This is a genomic window from Dissulfurirhabdus thermomarina (assembly GCF_012979235.1).
Taxonomy (GTDB): domain Bacteria; phylum Desulfobacterota; class Dissulfuribacteria; order Dissulfuribacterales; family Dissulfurirhabdaceae; genus Dissulfurirhabdus; species Dissulfurirhabdus thermomarina.
This window is the reverse complement of record NZ_JAATWC010000010.1, coordinates 1-16,866: the sequence shown is the minus strand read 5'-3', so window position 1 is coordinate 16,866 and position 16,866 is coordinate 1. Positions and strand designations below refer to the sequence as shown.

Genomic DNA, 16,866 nt, shown 5'->3' with positions numbered 1-16,866 from the left:
CCGGGCGCCGCCTACTCCCAGCCCCCGTCGTCGCGGCGCCGGAGATCGATGGTGCCGTCGAACCGGCCCTCGTCGCTCACCAGGGAGTTCAGGAGCCAGTTCACCAGGCTGATCACCAGCGAGCCCAGCACCGCCCACCAGAACCCGCGCACGTGGAAGCCCCGGATGACCCCCGAGGCCATCATGAGGAGCACGGCGTTGATGACGAAGGTGAAGAGCCCCAGGGTGAGGATGTTGATGGGCAGGGTGAGCAGGATCAGGATGGGGCGGAAGAAGACGTTCAGCACGCCGAGGACCCCCGCGGCGAAGAGGGCCGAGAAGAAGCCGGCCACCTCGATGCCGTCCAGGAGGTAGGCCGCGGCCAGGATGGCCAGGGTGAGAAAGATCCAGCGGACGGCGAGTCCCTTCATGCGCGCCTCCCCCGCCTCAGGCCCGTGTCAGCCGGCGGTACTTGATCCGGTGCGGCTGGACCGCCTCGGGCCCGAGCCGTCGCACCTTGTCGGCCTCGTACTCGGTGAAGTTCCCCTCGAACCAGTGAACGCGGCTCTCCCCCTCGAAGGCGAGGATGTGGGTGGCCACCCGGTCGAGGAACCACCGGTCGTGGCTGATGACCAGGGCACATCCGGCGAAGGCGTCGAGGGCGGCCTCCAGGGCCCGGAGGGTGTTCACGTCGAGGTCGTTGGTGGGCTCGTCGAGGAGGAGGACGTTGGCCCCCTCCCGGAGCATCCGCGCGAGGTAGACCCGGTTCCGCATGCCCCCGGAGAGGTCCGAGACCCGCTTCTGCTGGTCGGCCCCGGTGAAGTTGAACCGGGCCACGTAGGCGCGGGAGTTCACGGTCCGGCCCCCGAGGTCCAGGGTCTCCTGGCCGCCGGAGACGGCCTCCCAGACCGTGGCCGCCGGGTCGAGGCCGCGGCGGGTCTGATCCACGTAGGCCAGCTGCACCGTCTCGCCCAGGCGGATGGTGCCCGCGTCCGGGGCCTCCTCGCCGGTGATCATGCGAAAGAGCGTGGTCTTGCCGGCCCCGTTGGGGCCGATGATCCCCACGATGGCCCCGGGGGGCACGGTGAAGGCGAGGCCGTCCATGAGGAGCCGGTCGCCGTAGGCCTTGCGGACGCCCTCGGCCTGGATGACCACGTCGCCCAGGCGCGGCCCGGGGGGGATGTAGATCTCGAGCTCCCCGGCGCGGGCCCGCCCCTCCTCCCCGAGCAGCGACTCGTAGGCGCTGATCCGGGCCTTGGACTTGGCGTGCCGGCCCTTGGGGGTCATCCGGATCCACTCGAGCTCCCGCTGGAGGGTGCGGCGGCGGCGCTCGGCGTCCTTCTCCTCCCGGGCCAGCCGCTGCTCCTTCTGTTCCAGCCACGAGCTGTAGTTCCCCTTCCAGGGGATGCCGCGGCCCCGGTCGAGCTCCAGGATCCAACCGGCCACGTTGTCCAGGAAGTAGCGGTCGTGGGTCACGGCGATCACCGTGCCCTCGTAGCGCGACAGGTGCTGCTCCAGCCAGGCCACGGTCTCGGCGTCGAGGTGGTTGGTGGGCTCGTCGAGGAGGAGGATGTCGGGCCGCTGGAGCAGCAGCCGGCACAGGGCCACGCGCCGGCGCTCACCGCCGGAGAGGACGTCCACCGGGGTCTCCCCGGGCGGGCACCGGAGCGCGTCCATGGCCATCTCGAGCCGAGCGTCGAGGTCCCAGGCGTCCAGGGCGTCGATCCGCTCCTGGACCTCGGCCTGGCGGGCGATGAGGCGGTCCATCTCGCCGTCGTCCAGGGGCTCGGCGAACCGGGCGCTGATCTCGTTGAACTCCGCCAGGAGCGCCACGGCCTCGGCGGCCCCCTCCTCCACCACCTCGCGGACCGTCTTGGTCTCGGCCACTAGGGGCTCCTGCTCGAGGTAACCCACGGTGTAGCCCGGGGAGAGGACCGCCTCCCCGTCGAAGTTGCGGTCCACGCCGGCCATGATGCGGAGCAGCGTGCTCTTGCCCGAGCCGTTGAGGCCCAGGACGCCGATCTTGGCGCCGTAGAAATAGGAGAGGGAGATGTCCTTCAGGACGGGGCGGCCGTCGTAGGACTTGCCCACCCGCATCATGGTGTAGATGATCTTTTCGCCGTCGCTTCCCATGGCTCTCGTTCAAGGGGCCGCCGGCCGGATGGCGGCACCCGGGCGCCCGCGTGAGGCGGCAGGGTCCGAGGAGACCGCGGGCCCGGCGCGCCGGCCTCATTCCTCGTGGGCGTAGCCCTTGATGATGTAGCCGCCGGACTTCTCGTCGCGCTCGAGCTCGAGGAGGCGGCGGGCCTCGGCCTCCTCCAGCAGCTTGCTGAAGGTCCGGAAGCCGTAGTACGACTCGTTGAAGCCGGGCTTCCGGCGCTTGAGGGTCTGCTTCACCATGGAGCCCCAGATCTTCTCCTCCTCGCCCCGTTCCTCGAAGAGGGCCTCCACGGTCTCCATGACGAGGTCCAAGGCCTCCTGCTTGCGCTCCTCCTCGTTCTTCGGAGCGGCCTTCTCGTCGGCCCCGGCCTGGGGTTTGGCGGCCTTCTTGCCCCGGGAGCGCTTCTTCTCCTTCTTCCGGACGAGATCGTCGTAGTAGATGAACTCGTCGCAGTTGGCGATGAGGAGGTCGGAGGAGGAGTTCTTCACCCCCACGCCGATGACCACCTTGTTGTTCTCCCGGAGCTTGCTCACCAGGGGCGAAAAGTCGGAGTCGCCGCTGATGATCACGAAGGTGTCCACGTGGGCCTTGGTGTAGCAGAGGTCCAGGGCGTCCACCACCATGCGGATGTCGGCGGAGTTCTTGCCGGACTGGCGCACGTGGGGGATCTCGATGAGCTCGAAGGCCGCCTCGTGCATGGGCTCCTTGAACTCCTTGTAGCGGGCCCAGTCGCAGTAGGCCTTCTTGACCACGATGTTGCCCTTGAGGAGCAGGCGTTCCAGGACCCGGTGGATGTCGAACTTGTCGTACTTGGCGTCTCGGACCCCGAGGGCGATGTTCTCGAAGTCGCAGAACACCGCCAGGTTGTCCGTCTTGGGCTGACCGTTCACGTTGGCTGTCTCTCCGTTGGGGCGCGGCGGGCCCGGTGGGCCCCCGCCCGGTGATTTGCACCTGGATCCGTGGCGGACTCACCCCGCCGCCCTTCGGGGCGCTCGATAACGGGCCGACCTGCGGCGTTGGCAACTCGTCGATATACATCGACATCGCCGCCGCCTTGCATCCGGCCCGTTCTCGAACGCCCACGGATCCAGATTGCAGGTATAATACAGCATCCGTCGTCGGAAGGTGAGCCCCCCGGCCTCCGGGCGGGCCGCCGGCAGCCCTCAACCAGGAGCCCACCGCCATGAAACGCTGGCAAAAGATCGCCGTCGCGGCCGCCGGGACCGTCCTGGTCCTCGCGGCCATCTTCTACGTGCTGGCCAAGGTCCTCATCACCCCGGAGCGGGTGCGGGCCGTGGTGGTGCCCGCCGCCGAAAAGGCCCTCCACCGGAAGGTGGACCTCGGGCGGATCGAGGTGCAGCCCTTCACCGGGATCGTCCTGGAGCGGCTCACCGTCCACGGCCTCGGCGGGGCGCCGCCCTTCGTGGCCGCCGACCGGGTGGTGCTCCGCTACCGGCTCTGGCCGCTCCTCGTCCTCAAGGTGGTGGTGGACGAGGCCCGCCTGGAGAGACCGCGGATCCGGGTGGTCCGGGAGGCCGGCGGCCGCTTCAACTTCAGCGACCTGGCCGGGCCGCCCGCCGAGGCGCCCGCGAAGGCCGCCGCCCCGGAAAAGGGCGGCGGCGCCCCGCCCATCCGGCTCCTCGTCTCGCGGGTCTCGGTCACCGGCGGCGACGTCGCCTTCGAGGACCGCGCCGTGGCGGGGAAGGCCCCCTTCCGCTTCCACGTGGCGGAGCTGTCGGTGGAGGCCGAGGACATCACCCTGGCCGGGAGTTTCCCCTTCCGCCTCTCGGCCCGGGTGAACGGGGCCCCGCTCACCGCGGAGGGCCGGGTGAGCCCCGCCGCGGGCCGGGTGAGCGCCGCCGTCCGCCTCAAGGGGCTCGACGTCACCGCCTTCGCCCCCTACTACGCGGCCGCCCTCCCCGGCCGCCTCCGCGCCGCCCGCCTGGACCTCGACCTCACCGCCGACGCGGGTGCCGAGACCGCGGCCTCCCGCGGCCGCGTCCGCGTCCACGGTCTCGATCTCGACCTGGCCGCCCTGCCGGAGGCCCCGATCCGGGGGGCCGCCCTCACCCTGGACTACGACGTGAACGCGGACCTCGCCACCGGGGCCCTGGTCCTGGGCAAGAACCGCCTGGACGCCAACGGGATCGCCGTGGAGGTCTCCGGCACGGTGCGGGATCTCGCCGGGACCCCCCGCCTGGACCTCACCGCCGCGCTTCCGGCCCTCGACCTCCGCGCCGCCCTGAAGGCCCTGCCCCCCGCCCTCGCCGCCCCCGCGGCCGGGCTCGACCCCTCGGGGACGGTCTCGGCCCGGGTGCACCTGGCCGGCCCGGCCGACCGTCCCTTGGCGCTGGCCGGGGACGGCAACGTCACCTTCACCGGCGTCCGGGTCTCGGCGGGGGGCCTCCGGCCCGGGCTCGACGGCGCCCTCCGCCTGGAGGGGGACCGGGTGCACAGCCGCGGCCTCGCCCTGGACCTGGAAAAGGCCGGGCGGGCGGCCCTGGACCTCGAGGCGTCGGGCATCTTCGGCCGGCCCGTGACCGCCCGCCTGGACGTCACCGCCGACCGCCTGGACCTCGACCCGCTCCTCGGCGGGGCCGGGGCCGCGGCGGCGCCGGCCCAGGCGCCGGAGCCGGCCCGGAAACCCGCCGCGGCCCCGGCGGGTGAGGTCGGTCCCTTCGACATCCCGGCCACGGCGCGGGGGACGGTCCGGGTGGCCGAGGCCCGCCTGAAGGGCCTCGCGGTCACGGACTTCCGCCTCCGCTGGCGGCTCAAGAAGAACGTCCTCACCGTGGAGGAACTCGCCGGCCGGGCCGCCGGCGGCGCCTTCCGGGGCACGGCCGCCGTGGACCTCGGCCGCCGGGGCCTGGCCTGGCAGGCCCGGCTCGCCCTGGACCGCATCCAGGCCGAGCCCGTGACGGCCGCCCTCCTCCCTGCGGCCCGGGGCACCGTCTTCGGCACCCTCACCCTCGACGCCCGCCTCTCCGGCCGGGGCACGCGGCCCGAGGCCGTCCGCCGGTCGCTTTCCGGCACGGGAACGGTCCGGCTCGCCGACGGCCGGCTCACCGGCACGGGGCTGGTGCAGGGCCTGGCCGACTTCGTGGGGATCGAGGACCTCCGGGTCCTCCACTTCCGGAAGGCCGACGGCCGCTTCACCGTGAAGGACGGCAAGGTCCGCCTCGACGCCCGGCTCGGCGGCGGCGACGTCCGCCTGGCCCCCAAGGGGACGGTGGGCCTCGACGGCACCCTGGATCTCGCCCTCGGCGCCCGGCTCTCGCCGAAGCTCGCCGCCCGCCTCGACCGAAAGGGCGGGGTGACGCGCTACCTCGCCGACGCGGAGGGCTGGACCCTGCTCCCCCTCCGGGTCCGGGGCACGGCGGACCGCCCCCGGTTCGCCCTGGACGCCAAGGCCGTGAAACGACAGGTGAAGGAGCGGGCCAAGGGCGAGATCCGGAAGCGTGTCCTCGAGGAGATCTTCAAGGAAAAGGACGGAGAGAAGCGGCAACCGGACGGCGCCCGGCAACGGCCCGAGGAGCGGCTCCTCGACGACGCCCTCAAGGGGATCCTCGGCAACTGAGGCCGGAGCCCCCGGCCCGCGGCCCTTCCGGCGGCCCGGGAAACGGCGCGGACCGGGTGCTTCAGGAGGCCTGCGAGGCCTCCCGCTTCTCGACGGGGGAATAGCTCCCGATGCGGGCCAGGATGGCCTCTCGGGGGAAGCCCAGGACCAGGGGGTTGCGTTTCAGGACGCGGACGATGCAGTCCTCGCACACGTGGTAGTAGCGGCGGTAGTCATCGGGGGGACGGGCCACCTGCCAACAGGGGACCTCGGGGTGGTGGTAGGCGGCGCACGAAAAGCGCCGTTCCCCGCACTGCATGACCTCCCAACAATGCAACAAGCCGAGGGCCTTCATCTCTGGATACCTCCCCTTTTTGACGGCGTCGCAAAAGTCGCGGGCTTCGGATGCCCCCGTCATTGCGGCGTAGCTCAAGTCCGCTTCATTCCTCGACATCCTCGCGCCTTGCCTTCGGCGGTTCTTGCTGAGCCATCCACTCAGATGGCCTTTTCACGAGGCCATCCTTTTTTCGGGATAAGATCCAGATTAGCGGGATTTCGCCAAAATGCAAACAAAAAATGACTTATAGAAGATGTATTATCTGTTAATATTCTTATTATAAGCGGATATTCCTTTCCCTCCCTCAAAACATCCGCACCCGGCCGCAATCCGGGCAGATCCAGGTCGGCCCGTTGCTCATGCCCCAGCGGTTCTCTTCCATGCAGTCGTTGCAGATCTGGAAGCCGCAGGGACAATTCCAGCAGAAGGGCAGCTCCCGGCCGCAGCAATGGCACTGGAAGGTCTTCCGCCGACGGCGGCGCCCCGCCGCCTTCGCCGCCTTGTCGTCCCGTTCCATGGTCACGACCTCCGGCCCGGCGCCCCGGTCGGCGCCGATCTCGGCAAGAAGATAAGCCCCCCGGGCGCCCCGGACCACTCCCTCAGTCGAGCCCCAGCAGGGGATAGCGCCGGAGGGCCTCCCGCCGCCACAGGGAGAGCCCGGCCCGGCCGCCCACGGTCTCGAGGGCGATCACGGCGTCGGGGTCTTCGAAGGCGATCCGCCCCGGCCCGCCCCGGGCCTCGAGTTCCCCGAGGAGCAGCTCGTCCAGCCGCCGCTCCTCCTCGGGGCTCCGAAGCCGCCCCCTGAAACCCCGCCGGTGCATCCGGACGTGGAAGGCCTTTCCCAGGAGATCCGGCACCCAGCACCGCACCGCCGCCGCGGCCCTCGCCCGGAACTCCTCCGCGTCGCGGAAGGGAAAGGTCACCGTGACGGGGACCACCCGGGCGAGCACGGAGCGGACCCCGGGATCTTCCAGGATCCACCCGCGCACCGCCTCCGGCACCTCCAAGGGATCCCGGGCCCTGAGGACCAGGACGTTGTGAAAGTCGGTCCGCGCCACTTCCCCGAGTTCCTCCAAGAGCTCGCAGCCGCGGACGAAGCCCCGCCGGTGGACCGTGGCCACCACGTTCCAGTCCTTCATGCACCGGCCTCCTCTCTCCATCGGCCGATGGACCCGGGACGGGGCCCGGGGGGGATGATCCCCGGCGGCCGCCGAGTGGAAGGCGCGAAGGCCTTCAGGCATGTCGTGCACGGCGTCGGGGGGCCGCGCGGCAGCTGGTGATCGGTGCAACGCCGCCATCCGGCCGCGACACGGCCGGGGGGCGGCCCGCCACGGAGGCCGCCTCCGGCCCGGGGCCATCAAAGGGGGCCCGTGGACATGACAGGACTGAGCTCCTCGATCTCGTTGTGCTTGAGCCTGTAGTTGTAGATGTCCTCGATGTCCTTGTAGACCTGGAAGATCTGGAAGAAGCCGTGCCAATGGGCGTAGTCGGGCCCGTCCATGGCCGCTCCGTGGCGGGCGCGGCGCCCGGTGTGATGCCACAGGTAGTAGTGGAGTTCCTGGGCGGGGTCCTTCCACGGGTCGGCCTTGAGCAACCTCTTGGCCTTGAGGGTGTCGATCATGGCGGTGGCCTTGTCGAAGTAGAAGTTGTAGAGCTCCACCGCCCGGTCCAGCTTGGCGAAGTGGTTGTCTATGTGGAGGGTGGAGTGGCAGTTGGCGCACACCTTCCTCATGAGGCGGCGCCCCTTTTCTCCGTCACCCCTGGCGCCGCTCCGCACCACGCTCTTTGGGTGGACCAGGTCCCAGTGCAGCCTCTCGTTGACGTTGTGCGTGGTGTTCAACTCTCCGATGCCGCTCATGTGGCAGGTGGCGCAGGTGGGAGCGGTATAATCCCCGGGCTCCCAGGCGTCCGGGGCGCTGTCCCACTTCCAGTTCTCCCCGTCGGTGAGGAAGATCTGGCCGTGGCTGCTCTCGTAATAGATCTCTATGTCCGGGTGGTCCGGGCCCAGGTGACACTTGGCGCAGGCCTCGGGTTTCCTGGCCTCCGAGATCTTGAACTGGTGCCTGTTGTGACACACCACGCAGTTGCCCACGCCGCCGTCCGGGTACCGCATGCCGATGCCGCCGGGCCAGCTGTCATTGGTGGGCTTGCGGTCCGGGCCCAGCTGGACCTCGGCGCCGTGGCACATCTGGCAGCCGCTCTGCCTGGTGGCCAGGCGCAGCTTGCTCTCGCCCGGGACACCGGCGAAGGTCCCGCCTTCGAGTTCATAGATGAGGTTCTTGAACTTTTTCTTCTCCACCACGGGGGCCGAGGCCAGCTTGGCGTGGCCGCTCTTGGAGAACTGGTCCACCTCCGTGGGGTGGCACCGGGCGCAGGTCTTCGGGGAGACCATGGGCGAGGTGAAGATCCGGGTGCCCTTGAGCCCCTTGCACTGGCTGGCCATGGGGCTGCTCGCGTCCACCACGTGGCAGTCGTAACAAGAGACGCCGGCATGGGCCATCCTGCCCTCCTTCCAGCCGGCCACGATCCCCGGGGTCTCCTTGGCGTGGCACTCGATGCACTTCAGGGCCTCGGGAGAGTAGCCCCGCTTGATCACGATGTCCGCGCTCTTGGACATGTTTGGATAGGCCCGTTTCTCCTCGGCCAAGGCCGCGGACCAACAGCTCATGGCCGCCAGGAACAAGGCCAGGCCCAACGACACGCTCCCAGGACGACGCTTCATGACCCCTTCCTTTCATCAAAAAAATCGATTGTCATAGCCTTCCACCCCCGGCCGGCCCGTCCCCCTGCCCGCCCCCGGCCTGGAGCACGGCGGCGATGTCGCCATGCCCGGCCTTCTGGTGACAGTCCAGGCAATGAAGGGTGGTCTCCCCGAGCCGGTAGGCCCGGTGAGCGCTAAAGGCCTTTATCGGGATGCCGGGGACGACGAGATCCTTGTGGCAGTGGCGGCACCCGGATTCGTAGGCGCCGTGCACGTGGGGGCCCCTGTTTTTCCACTTGGAGAGCCAATCGGTCTTCTTCCCCGTCAGATGGGCGAGGACGTCGTGGATCCCGGCCCTGGTCTTGACGGCCAAGTACCCGACCACCCCCTCGTGGGGGAGGTGACAGTCCACGCACCTCGCCTTTATGGCCCCCATCCTGGCCGTGCCGTGGGGCCCGGTCTCCCACGTCCGCCTGAAGAGGGTCATCTCGTGGCACGAGGCGCAAAACTCCACCGAGCTGGTGGACCGGACTTGCGACGCGGTCAGCAATCCGGCGGCGGCGGCGGCGACGAAGCCCACCGCCAGGGCCGCCGCCACCGGGCCCCTCTTCCCTTCCGCTTGTTTCATAGGCTGGACCCTCCCGGGAATCGTCCATCCGTTCAATTCCCGATTATATGGGAAAAGCGCATAGACTTGCGGTTAAAGACGATTACGCCACGGTTCAGTAGCGGGTGGGCCCGGCCCGACGGCCCCGGCCGCCGGGCGCACCGCCACCTTCTCCACCAGGAAGGCGGGGTCCCAGGAGAGCTTGGCCTTGCGGAGGCCCGGCTCCCCCAGGTCCTGCTCCCGGTTGACGTACCGGAACTCCCTCCAGACCTGGCGGCAGCACAGGTGGTTGACGGCCACGTAGAGACCCCGGACCTCCGGATCCGCCTTCTCCACGTGGACCACGGCGGTCTCCGGGTTGAGGGGTTCCCCGAAGCTGAAGGCCGCCACCCGCCCCCCGATCCGGACGAGGCCGCCCCGGAGGGGTAGGTCGGACCAGTGTCGGAGGGCTTCGGCCACCGCCTCGTCCTCGGCGCGAAGGTCCTCGTGCCCGGCGCACTCCCGGAACCGGCACCAGTACGCCTCCAGCTCGAGGCACTCGGCCGCACGCTCTGCGTCCAGAAGCTCGAAGGCGAAATCGACCCGCGCGAGAAAGTGGTTGAGGTGGTTCTTCTTCTTCCGCAGGCGCCGCCCGCGGAGGGCCGCCAGGTCCGCCACCCGGTAGACGTAGTCCGCGTCCTCGCGGGTCTCTTCCACCCGGAAGCCCGTCCCCGGGCCGAGGCCGAGTTCCTCGGCCCAGGCCTTGGACACGCGGCGCATGAGGGGGGCGAAGCCCTCGGCGGCCATCCAGTCGAAGAGCTCCCGGACCGCGGCCGCGGTGGCCCCAGGCCCCAGGGGCGGGAGGAAAAAGGCGGACCCCCCGGTGGCGGGATCGGCGAAGACGGCGACGGCGGAGCCCATCCGGGAGAGGCGGAACCGGTAACGGCGGCGCCACATGAAGAGGTTGGTGAAGGTGAGCTCAGAGGTCACCGGCGGCGCGGCACGGAGGGCTTCCGTCACCTCCGCGGCGTCGGCGAGCTCCAGGGCCTTGAACCGCGGAAAGGACGGGATCATGCAGGGCCCTCCGGGCGCCGCTGCGGCCTTCCCGTGACCGGGACGGCGGGGTTTAATGCCGGGTGGGCCCGCGCCGGGTATGGCGCCTGCCCGAACTCGACTCCATTCTACGCCGTCTCCCGGGCGGCGGAAAGGATCCGGCTCCCGTGCCCCGAGGTCTCTTCCTCCAGTGCCTGGCCCTGGCGGCCGGCTGGCTCGCCTTCTTCGCCTGGCATTCCGTCCTGGCCGCGGACGGACCGAAGGCCTGGGCCGCCCGGCACCTCCCCCGCCTCGCCCCGGCCTGGCGCCTGGCCTACAACGTCGCCTCCACCGCCTGGGTGGCCGTCCTGGTCGCCCTGGAACACCGCGTGGAGACCCCCGTGGCCTGGGACCCCCTCTCCGGCCCCCTCGCCCCCTTCACCCTGGCGGCGGACGCGGCGGCGGCCGTCTTCTTCGCCTCGGCGCTCCTCCGGGCCGATCCCCTCCACTTCGCGGGCATCCGGCAGATCCTCGTCCGCGAGGTGGACCCGCCCGACCGGCTGGTCACCACGGGGCCCTGGCGCTGGATCCGCCACCCGCTCTTCGCCTCCGGGATCGTCCTGGTCTGGGGCCGCCGCCTCGAGGTGCACCAGGCCTGCTCCGCCCTCCTCATCACCCTCTACCTCGTGGTGGGGGCCCGGCTGGAGGAACGGCGCCTGCTCCGGCGCTTCGGCGACGACTACCGGCGCTACATGGAACGGACGGGCCGCTTCCTGCCCCGGGCGGGCCGGCGGCGCCGGGACGGGACCAAGGGGGGGACGGGGGCACGGGGCGCCGCCTCGTAACGGGCCGGGGCGGCGAAGGCCGCCGGCGCATCCCGTCGGGGCCGTCGCCCCGGGAGCCTTTTCGCGGCGGGGCCGTCAAAGTTGAAACATTTCAATGTGTCATGGTAAGGTTCGGGGCCGCAACCGGCCGCCGATTCCGCGCCTTCCAGGAGTGAACGCATGAGTGACAGCTACCGAATCCTGCTTCCCGAGTCCGAGCTCCCCGAGGCCTGGTACAACATCCTGCCCCACCTTCCCAAGCCCCTGGCCCCGCCCCTCAACCCGGCCACCGGGAAACCCGTCACGCCGGACGAGCTCAAGCCCATCTTCCCCGACGCCCTCATCGCCCAGGAGATGAGCACCGAGCCCTGGATCGAGATCCCCGGCCCCGTCCGGGAGATCCTCCGCCTCTGGCGCCCGAGCCCGCTCCACCGGGCCCGGAACCTCGAAAGGGCCCTCGGGACCCCGGCCCGCATCTACTACAAGAACGAGGGCGTCAGCCCCCCGGGCAGCCACAAGCCCAACACCGCCGTGGCCCAGGCCTACTACAACAAGGAGGCCGGCATCCGCCGCCTGGCCACCGAGACCGGGGCCGGCCAATGGGGGAGCTCCCTCGCCTTCGCCTGCCGTTTCTTCGACATGGAGTGCACGGTCTACATGGTGAAGGTGAGCTACGAGCAAAAACCCTACCGGCGCATCATGATGAACGTCTGGGGCGGCGAGGTCTTCCCCTCCCCCACCGACCGCACCGCCGCCGGCCGGGCCGTCCGCGAGCGGAACCCCGACTCCAACGGGAGCCTCGGCATCGCCATCTCCGAGGCGGTGGAGGACGCCGCCACCCGGGAGGACACCAACTACGCCCTGGGCAGCGTGCTCAACCACGTCCTGATCCACCAGACGGTCATCGGCCTCGAGACCCAGAAGCAGCTCGCCCTGGCCGGGGAACGCCCCGACATGCTCATCGGGTGCGTGGGCGGCGGCTCCAACTTCGGCGGCTTCATCCTGCCCTTCGTCAAGGAGCTCATCGACGGGAAGAGCAACGCCGAGATCATCGGCGTGGAGCCGAAATCCTGCCCCACCCTCACCAAGGGAGCCTACCGGTACGACTTCGGCGACACGGCGGGCATGACGCCCCTCATGCTCATGTACACCCTGGGCCACACCTTCGAGCCCCCGGGGATCCACGCCGGCGGGTTGCGCTACCACGGCGACGCCCCGCTGCTCTGCCACCTGGTCCACGAGGGCTACGTCAAGGCCCGGGCCTACACCCAGAACCCGGTCTTCGAGGCCGCCCTCCTCTTCGCCCGGACGGAGGGGATCATCCCGGCGCCCGAGACCTCCCATGCCCTGCGGGCCGTGGTGGACGAGGCCCTTCGGTGCAAGGAGACCGGGGAAGAAAAGTGCATCGTCTGCTGCTTCAGCGGGCACGGCCACTTCGACCTGGCCGCCTACGACGCCTTCCTCGAGGGACGCCTCGAGGACTACGAGTACCCGGACGAACTCATCCAAAAGGCCCTGGGCGACCTGCCGAAATTCCCCACCGGGATCTAGACGCCGGGGCGGCCCCGCCCCCGGGAGACCGCCCCGTGCCGTGCATCCCGCCCTCCCCGGGGCGCCGCGTCCGCGCCCCCGCCGCTCCGTGCGGTTGACACCCGGCCCCCGGGTATTACTCTCCTTTCAAGGCCGGAAGACCCGGCGGGATCTTTCCCCGAGCAATACCGAAATGTTAAGCAAAGAAGGCGCACCCGGCGCCGTCCCGATAGACAAGTTCTTTATCACCGAAGAACCATTCTACCTCCCGCAGGGCCGGGAGGTGGAACTGGCCGAGGCGGCCCACGCCAACCGGCTGCCCCTCCTCCTCAAGGGGCCCACCGGGTGCGGCAAAACCCGCTTCATGGAATACCTCGCCTGGCGCCTCGGCCGGCCCCTGGTCACCGTCTCGTGCCACGACGACCTCACCACCGCCGACCTCGTCGGCCGCTACCTCATCCGGGGCGGGGAGACCGTCTGGGTGGACGGCCCCCTGACCCTGGCGGTGAAGGCCGGCGGGATCTGCTACCTCGACGAGGTGGTGGAGGCCCGAAAGGACACCACCGTGGTCCTGCACCCGCTGGCCGACGACCGCCGGACCCTGCCCGTGGAGAAACGGGGGGAACTCCTCCGGGCGCCGGCGGACTTCATGCTGGCCGTCTCCTACAATCCCGGCTACCAGAGCGTCCTGAAGGAGCTCAAGCCCAGCACCCGGCAGCGCTTCGTGGCCCTGGAGTTCGGCTTTCCGCCGCCGGAGATCGAGGCCCGGATCGTGGCCCGCGAGGCGGGCCTCGACCCGGAGACGGCGGCCCGCCTGGTGCACCTGGGGGGGCTGACCCGCGGGCTCCGGGAACAGGGGCTCCTCGAAGGGGCGAGCACCCGCCTCCTGGTCCATGCCGGCCTCCTGCTGCGGGCCGGCATCGATCCGGAGGCGGCGTGCCTGGCCGCCGTCTGCGAACCCCTCACCGACGACCACGAGATCCTGGAGGGCCTGCGGGAGATGGTGCGGGCGGTCTTCTGATGCCGCGTCCCCCGCGACGGCCCCCGGGGCCCGACCGCGGCGGCGAGGCCCTCCAACGGGCCCTCCTGGCCATCTTCGGGACCGACCACGTGGGCCACTGCCACGTGGACGCCGCGGTGGAACACCTCCTCGAGCTGCCCCGCCGCCACGTGGGGCCGGTGCTCTCCCAGGTCCGCCTCATCGCCGGTTCCGTCTCGGACATCCTGGCCTTCGGATTCATGGAGCACGCGGGCCGCGCCCTCGAATTCCTGGAGACCACCGAGCAGCTCGAGGACTGGGTGCGGGGGGCCCTGGCCGTCTACGAGGCCGAGGGCCTCCACCCGGCCCTGGCCTACCTCCGTGACGCGGCCCGAACGGCGCGCCGCGTCACGGGCGCCTCGGGGGCGGTCACCGTCGAAGAGGCCGCCCGGCGGCTCTCCCTCCTGGTCGCCGGTCTCGCCGGGCGGCCGCTCCCCTTGAAGAAGGGGGCCGAGGCCTTCACCGACACCACGGCGATCTACGCCCCCGCCACGGTGGACCGGTTCCCGGCCCGCGCGGACAACGCCCTCTACTACCGCGTCCTGGCCGTCCACAAGGCCGCCCAGGTGCGGTACCGGTCCTTCCACCTCCCCCCGGCGCCTCTGGACGAGCTGATCGGGGCCGCCCCCCGGCGCGCCCGGGAGGCCGCCCGCCGCGCCGGCGCCACCGGCATCGAGCGCCTGGCGGCCGCCCTCGAGGCCGTGGCCCCCGGCGGCGCCTGGATCTTCGTGCTTCTCGACACCCTCCGGGTGGAGGCAGGCCTCCGGCGCGGGTTCGCCGGCCTGGACCGCGACCTGCACCGCCTGAAGGGCCTGCTCTCGGCCACGGCGCCCCCCTCCCCCGGCGTCCCCGGGCCCGCCGCCCGCCTGGCCCGCTGGCTCCTCGAGGGGACCGAGGGCCCGCCCCCGGCCCCCTCCGGGGACACCCTCCCGCGCCTCCGGCGCCTGCTCGAGCCCTGGGCCGGCGCCCTGGACACCGCGCGGGCGGCCCTGCACCTGGCGCGTTTCACGAACCCCGGCGACATCGAGGCCGCGAAGGCCCTCCTCCCCTACGCCGGGGCCTTCCACCCCGGGGCCGTGGCCCGCGGCCTGCTGAAACGCCGGGAAGAGGTCCGGGAACGCCTCGTGGAGCTCCTGGCCGCGGTGGTGGCGGCGCGCCCGGCGGGGCGGCGCCGGGGGGCGGCGGAAGCGGAAGAACGGCACCAGGGCCGGCCCCGCACCGAGGGCGACTCCGGGGTGGCCCTCCTCGTGCCGCCGGGGAGGGGCCGGGGGCCGGACGCGCCGCTTCTCGACCCGGCGGAATGCCTGCGGCTCGGCGGGGATGCCCCCGTGGAGGGGCTGGAGGAACTCCGGGCCCTCATCGAGGAGGCCGCGGCCGACCACGGCGGCATCCCGGCCGCCTACGTCGCCGCCGCCCAGGCACTCGCCTCCGGGGCCTACCACCCCGGGGTCACGGGCGCGGCGGAAGAGGCGCCGCCCGCCGCCCCGGCCGCCTCACGCCCGGTCTTCACCTACCCGGAGTGGGACTTCCGGCGGCGGGGCTACCGGCGCGACTGGTGCACCGTCTCGGAGATGCCGCCGCCCGAGGCCGGCGGCGACTTCATCCGGCGGACCCTGGAGCGCTACCGGGGCCAGCGCCTCGAACTGCGGCGGCGGTTCGAGATGCTCCGCACCGTGGACCGGCTCCGAACGCGCCAGGCCGAGGGGGACGAGGTGGACATCGACGCCCTGGTGGAGGCCCGGGCGGACCTCCTCGCCTCGGGGACCGCCGCGGAGCACCTCTACGTGCGCCGCCAGCGGGACCGGCGGGACATCGCGGTGGCCTTCCTCGTGGACATGAGCGCCTCCACGGAGGGCTGGGTGAACCGGGCCATCCGCGAATCCCTGGTCCTCCTCTGCGAGGCGCTCACGGTGCTCCGGGACCCCTTCGCCGTCTACGGCTTCTCCGGCATGCGGCGGACGGGGTGCCACTTCTTCCGCATCAAGGACTTCGGGGCGCCCTACGACGGCGAGGTGGGGCGGCGGATCACGGGAATCAACGCCCGGGACTACACCCGGATGGGGCCGGCCATCCGGCACGCCACCCGGCTGTTCCGGGAGGTGGACTCCCGCCTGCGGGTCCTGCTCACCCTGAGCGACGGGAAGCCGGAGGACTACGACGAATATAAAGGGCCTTACGCCATAGAGGATACGCGTAAGGCCCTCATCGAGGCGAAAGAACAGGGAGTGAAGCCGTTCTGTATCACCATCGACCGGGAAGGCCGCGACTACCTCCCCCACATGTACGGGGAGGTGAACTACGTGGTCGTCCCGGAGGTGAACCTGCTGCACCGGAGAATTCCGGAGATCTACCGCCTGCTCACCACGTGAGGAGGGCGGTCCAAGCCCGCAGCGGTTCAGGCCTCCTTGACCTCGATCTCCTTGACCTTCCCGGCCTCCTTCTTGGGAAGGACGATCTTCAGGACCCCCTTCTTGTACTGGGCGTCCACCTTGTCCTGCTTCACCTCCACCGGCAGCCGCAGCGTCCGGGCGAAGGCCCCGTAACGCCGCTCCACGCGGTGGAAGTTCTCGCCCTTCTCCTCGGTCTCCTGTTTCTTTTCGCCCCGGATGGTCAGGGTGTCCCCGGCGAGGTGGATCTTGATGTCCTTGGGATCCATGCCGGGGATCTCCGCCTTCACGACCAAGGCGTCCTTGGTCTCCGAGACGTCCAGGGCCGGCGCCCAGGTCGCCTCAAGGGCGGGAAGGGCCTCGGAACGGCCCATGAACTCCTCCCACAGGCGATCCATCTCACGGCGCAGGCTGGAAAGTTCCGGGAAGGGTTTCCAGGGTGCCAGTTCGAACATAGCCTTCACCTCCTTCTCCAACGGGTTTCACTCCTCACTCCCTGCTCGCGGCTGAAAGTTAAGTATGCCCCCCGCCGGGGTCAAGGCCGGCCGGCCCGGCGGCGGAGGCGGACAACTTCCCGTTTTCAGAAACCTTTCCAGGAGAGGAGGACCCCGGCCGCCACCGCCAGCGCCACCCCCAGGCCCTGCTGCCAGCTCAAGCGTTGGTGCCATCGCAAAGATGCGCGGGTGGCTCTGCGTTGCTTCGAGGCCCTCTTCATTGCGGCAGAGCTCAAGTAT

General features: G+C 70.8%; 15 protein-coding genes. 5 read left to right on the top strand and 10 right to left on the bottom strand.

What is annotated here, in order from left to right:
- Window positions 1-11: 11 nt before the first annotated feature.
- From HCU62_RS10200 to HCU62_RS10190, 3 genes are all read right to left on the bottom strand, one after another.
- Window positions 12-410, bottom strand: a complete 399-nt coding sequence (locus HCU62_RS10200) for a phage holin family protein (RefSeq protein WP_163298830.1) — start codon at window positions 408-410, stop codon at window positions 12-14.
- A gap of 16 nt (window positions 411-426) precedes the next feature.
- The gene (gene ettA, locus HCU62_RS10195; RefSeq protein ID WP_163298831.1) at window positions 427-2,112 is read right to left on the bottom strand and encodes an energy-dependent translational throttle protein EttA; all 1,686 of its coding nucleotides are present in this window, start codon (window positions 2,110-2,112) and stop codon (window positions 427-429) included.
- A gap of 96 nt (window positions 2,113-2,208) precedes the next feature.
- Entirely contained in the window at window positions 2,209-3,030 is an 822-nt protein-coding gene (locus HCU62_RS10190) for an NYN domain-containing protein (protein WP_163298832.1), read from the bottom strand.
- 293 nt (window positions 3,031-3,323) lie between these two features.
- Between HCU62_RS10190 and HCU62_RS10185 the strand changes: the two genes are divergently transcribed.
- Window positions 3,324-5,717 carry an AsmA family protein gene (locus tag HCU62_RS10185; RefSeq protein ID WP_163298833.1) on the top strand — a complete coding sequence of 798 codons (2,394 nt, stop codon included), beginning with the start codon at window positions 3,324-3,326 and terminating at the stop codon, window positions 5,715-5,717.
- Window positions 5,718-5,778: 61 nt separating this feature from the next.
- Here HCU62_RS10185 and HCU62_RS10180 read toward each other — a convergent pair whose 3' ends face one another.
- From HCU62_RS10180 to HCU62_RS10155, 6 genes are all read right to left on the bottom strand, one after another.
- Complete coding sequence (locus HCU62_RS10180) at window positions 5,779-6,051, bottom strand: hypothetical protein (RefSeq protein WP_163298834.1); 273 nt, start codon at window positions 6,049-6,051, stop codon at window positions 5,779-5,781.
- 286 nt (window positions 6,052-6,337) lie between these two features.
- Window positions 6,338-6,550 (bottom strand): hypothetical protein, encoded by a 213-nt coding sequence (locus HCU62_RS10175; RefSeq protein ID WP_163298835.1) that lies wholly within the window; start codon window positions 6,548-6,550, stop codon window positions 6,338-6,340.
- 82 nt (window positions 6,551-6,632) lie between these two features.
- Window positions 6,633-7,172, bottom strand: coding sequence for a hypothetical protein (locus HCU62_RS10170; protein WP_163298836.1), 540 nt, complete (start codon window positions 7,170-7,172; stop codon window positions 6,633-6,635).
- Between the two features lie 218 nt (window positions 7,173-7,390).
- Entirely contained in the window at window positions 7,391-8,755 is a 1,365-nt protein-coding gene (locus HCU62_RS10165) for a multiheme c-type cytochrome (protein ID WP_163298837.1), read from the bottom strand.
- Window positions 8,756-8,786: 31 nt separating this feature from the next.
- A complete protein-coding gene (locus tag HCU62_RS10160; protein WP_169755606.1) occupies window positions 8,787-9,362 on the bottom strand; it encodes a cytochrome c3 family protein in 576 nt (191 codons plus the stop codon).
- Between the two features lie 72 nt (window positions 9,363-9,434).
- Window positions 9,435-10,394, bottom strand: a complete 960-nt coding sequence (locus HCU62_RS10155; protein ID WP_163299922.1) for a DUF2156 domain-containing protein — start codon at window positions 10,392-10,394, stop codon at window positions 9,435-9,437.
- A gap of 146 nt (window positions 10,395-10,540) precedes the next feature.
- On the opposite strand from HCU62_RS10155, the gene HCU62_RS10150 reads away from it, so the two are divergent.
- From HCU62_RS10150 to HCU62_RS10135, 4 genes are all read left to right on the top strand, one after another.
- Window positions 10,541-11,197, top strand: coding sequence for an NnrU family protein (locus HCU62_RS10150; protein WP_169755605.1), 657 nt, complete (start codon window positions 10,541-10,543; stop codon window positions 11,195-11,197).
- 159 nt (window positions 11,198-11,356) lie between these two features.
- Complete coding sequence (locus HCU62_RS10145) at window positions 11,357-12,727, top strand: TrpB-like pyridoxal phosphate-dependent enzyme (RefSeq protein WP_169755604.1); 1,371 nt, start codon at window positions 11,357-11,359, stop codon at window positions 12,725-12,727.
- A gap of 172 nt (window positions 12,728-12,899) precedes the next feature.
- A complete protein-coding gene (locus HCU62_RS10140; RefSeq protein WP_163299946.1) occupies window positions 12,900-13,727 on the top strand; it encodes a CbbQ/NirQ/NorQ/GpvN family protein in 828 nt (275 codons plus the stop codon).
- On the top strand, window positions 13,727-16,114 hold the full coding sequence (locus tag HCU62_RS10135) for a hypothetical protein (RefSeq protein ID WP_169755603.1): 2,388 nt from the start codon (window positions 13,727-13,729) through the stop codon (window positions 16,112-16,114). Before HCU62_RS10140 ends, HCU62_RS10135 begins: the two co-directional genes overlap by 1 nt.
- A gap of 26 nt (window positions 16,115-16,140) precedes the next feature.
- On the opposite strand, the gene HCU62_RS10130 is transcribed toward HCU62_RS10135, so the two are convergent.
- Entirely contained in the window at window positions 16,141-16,587 is a 447-nt protein-coding gene (locus HCU62_RS10130) for an Hsp20/alpha crystallin family protein (protein ID WP_163298201.1), read from the bottom strand.
- Between the last annotated feature and the right edge of the window lie 279 nt (window positions 16,588-16,866).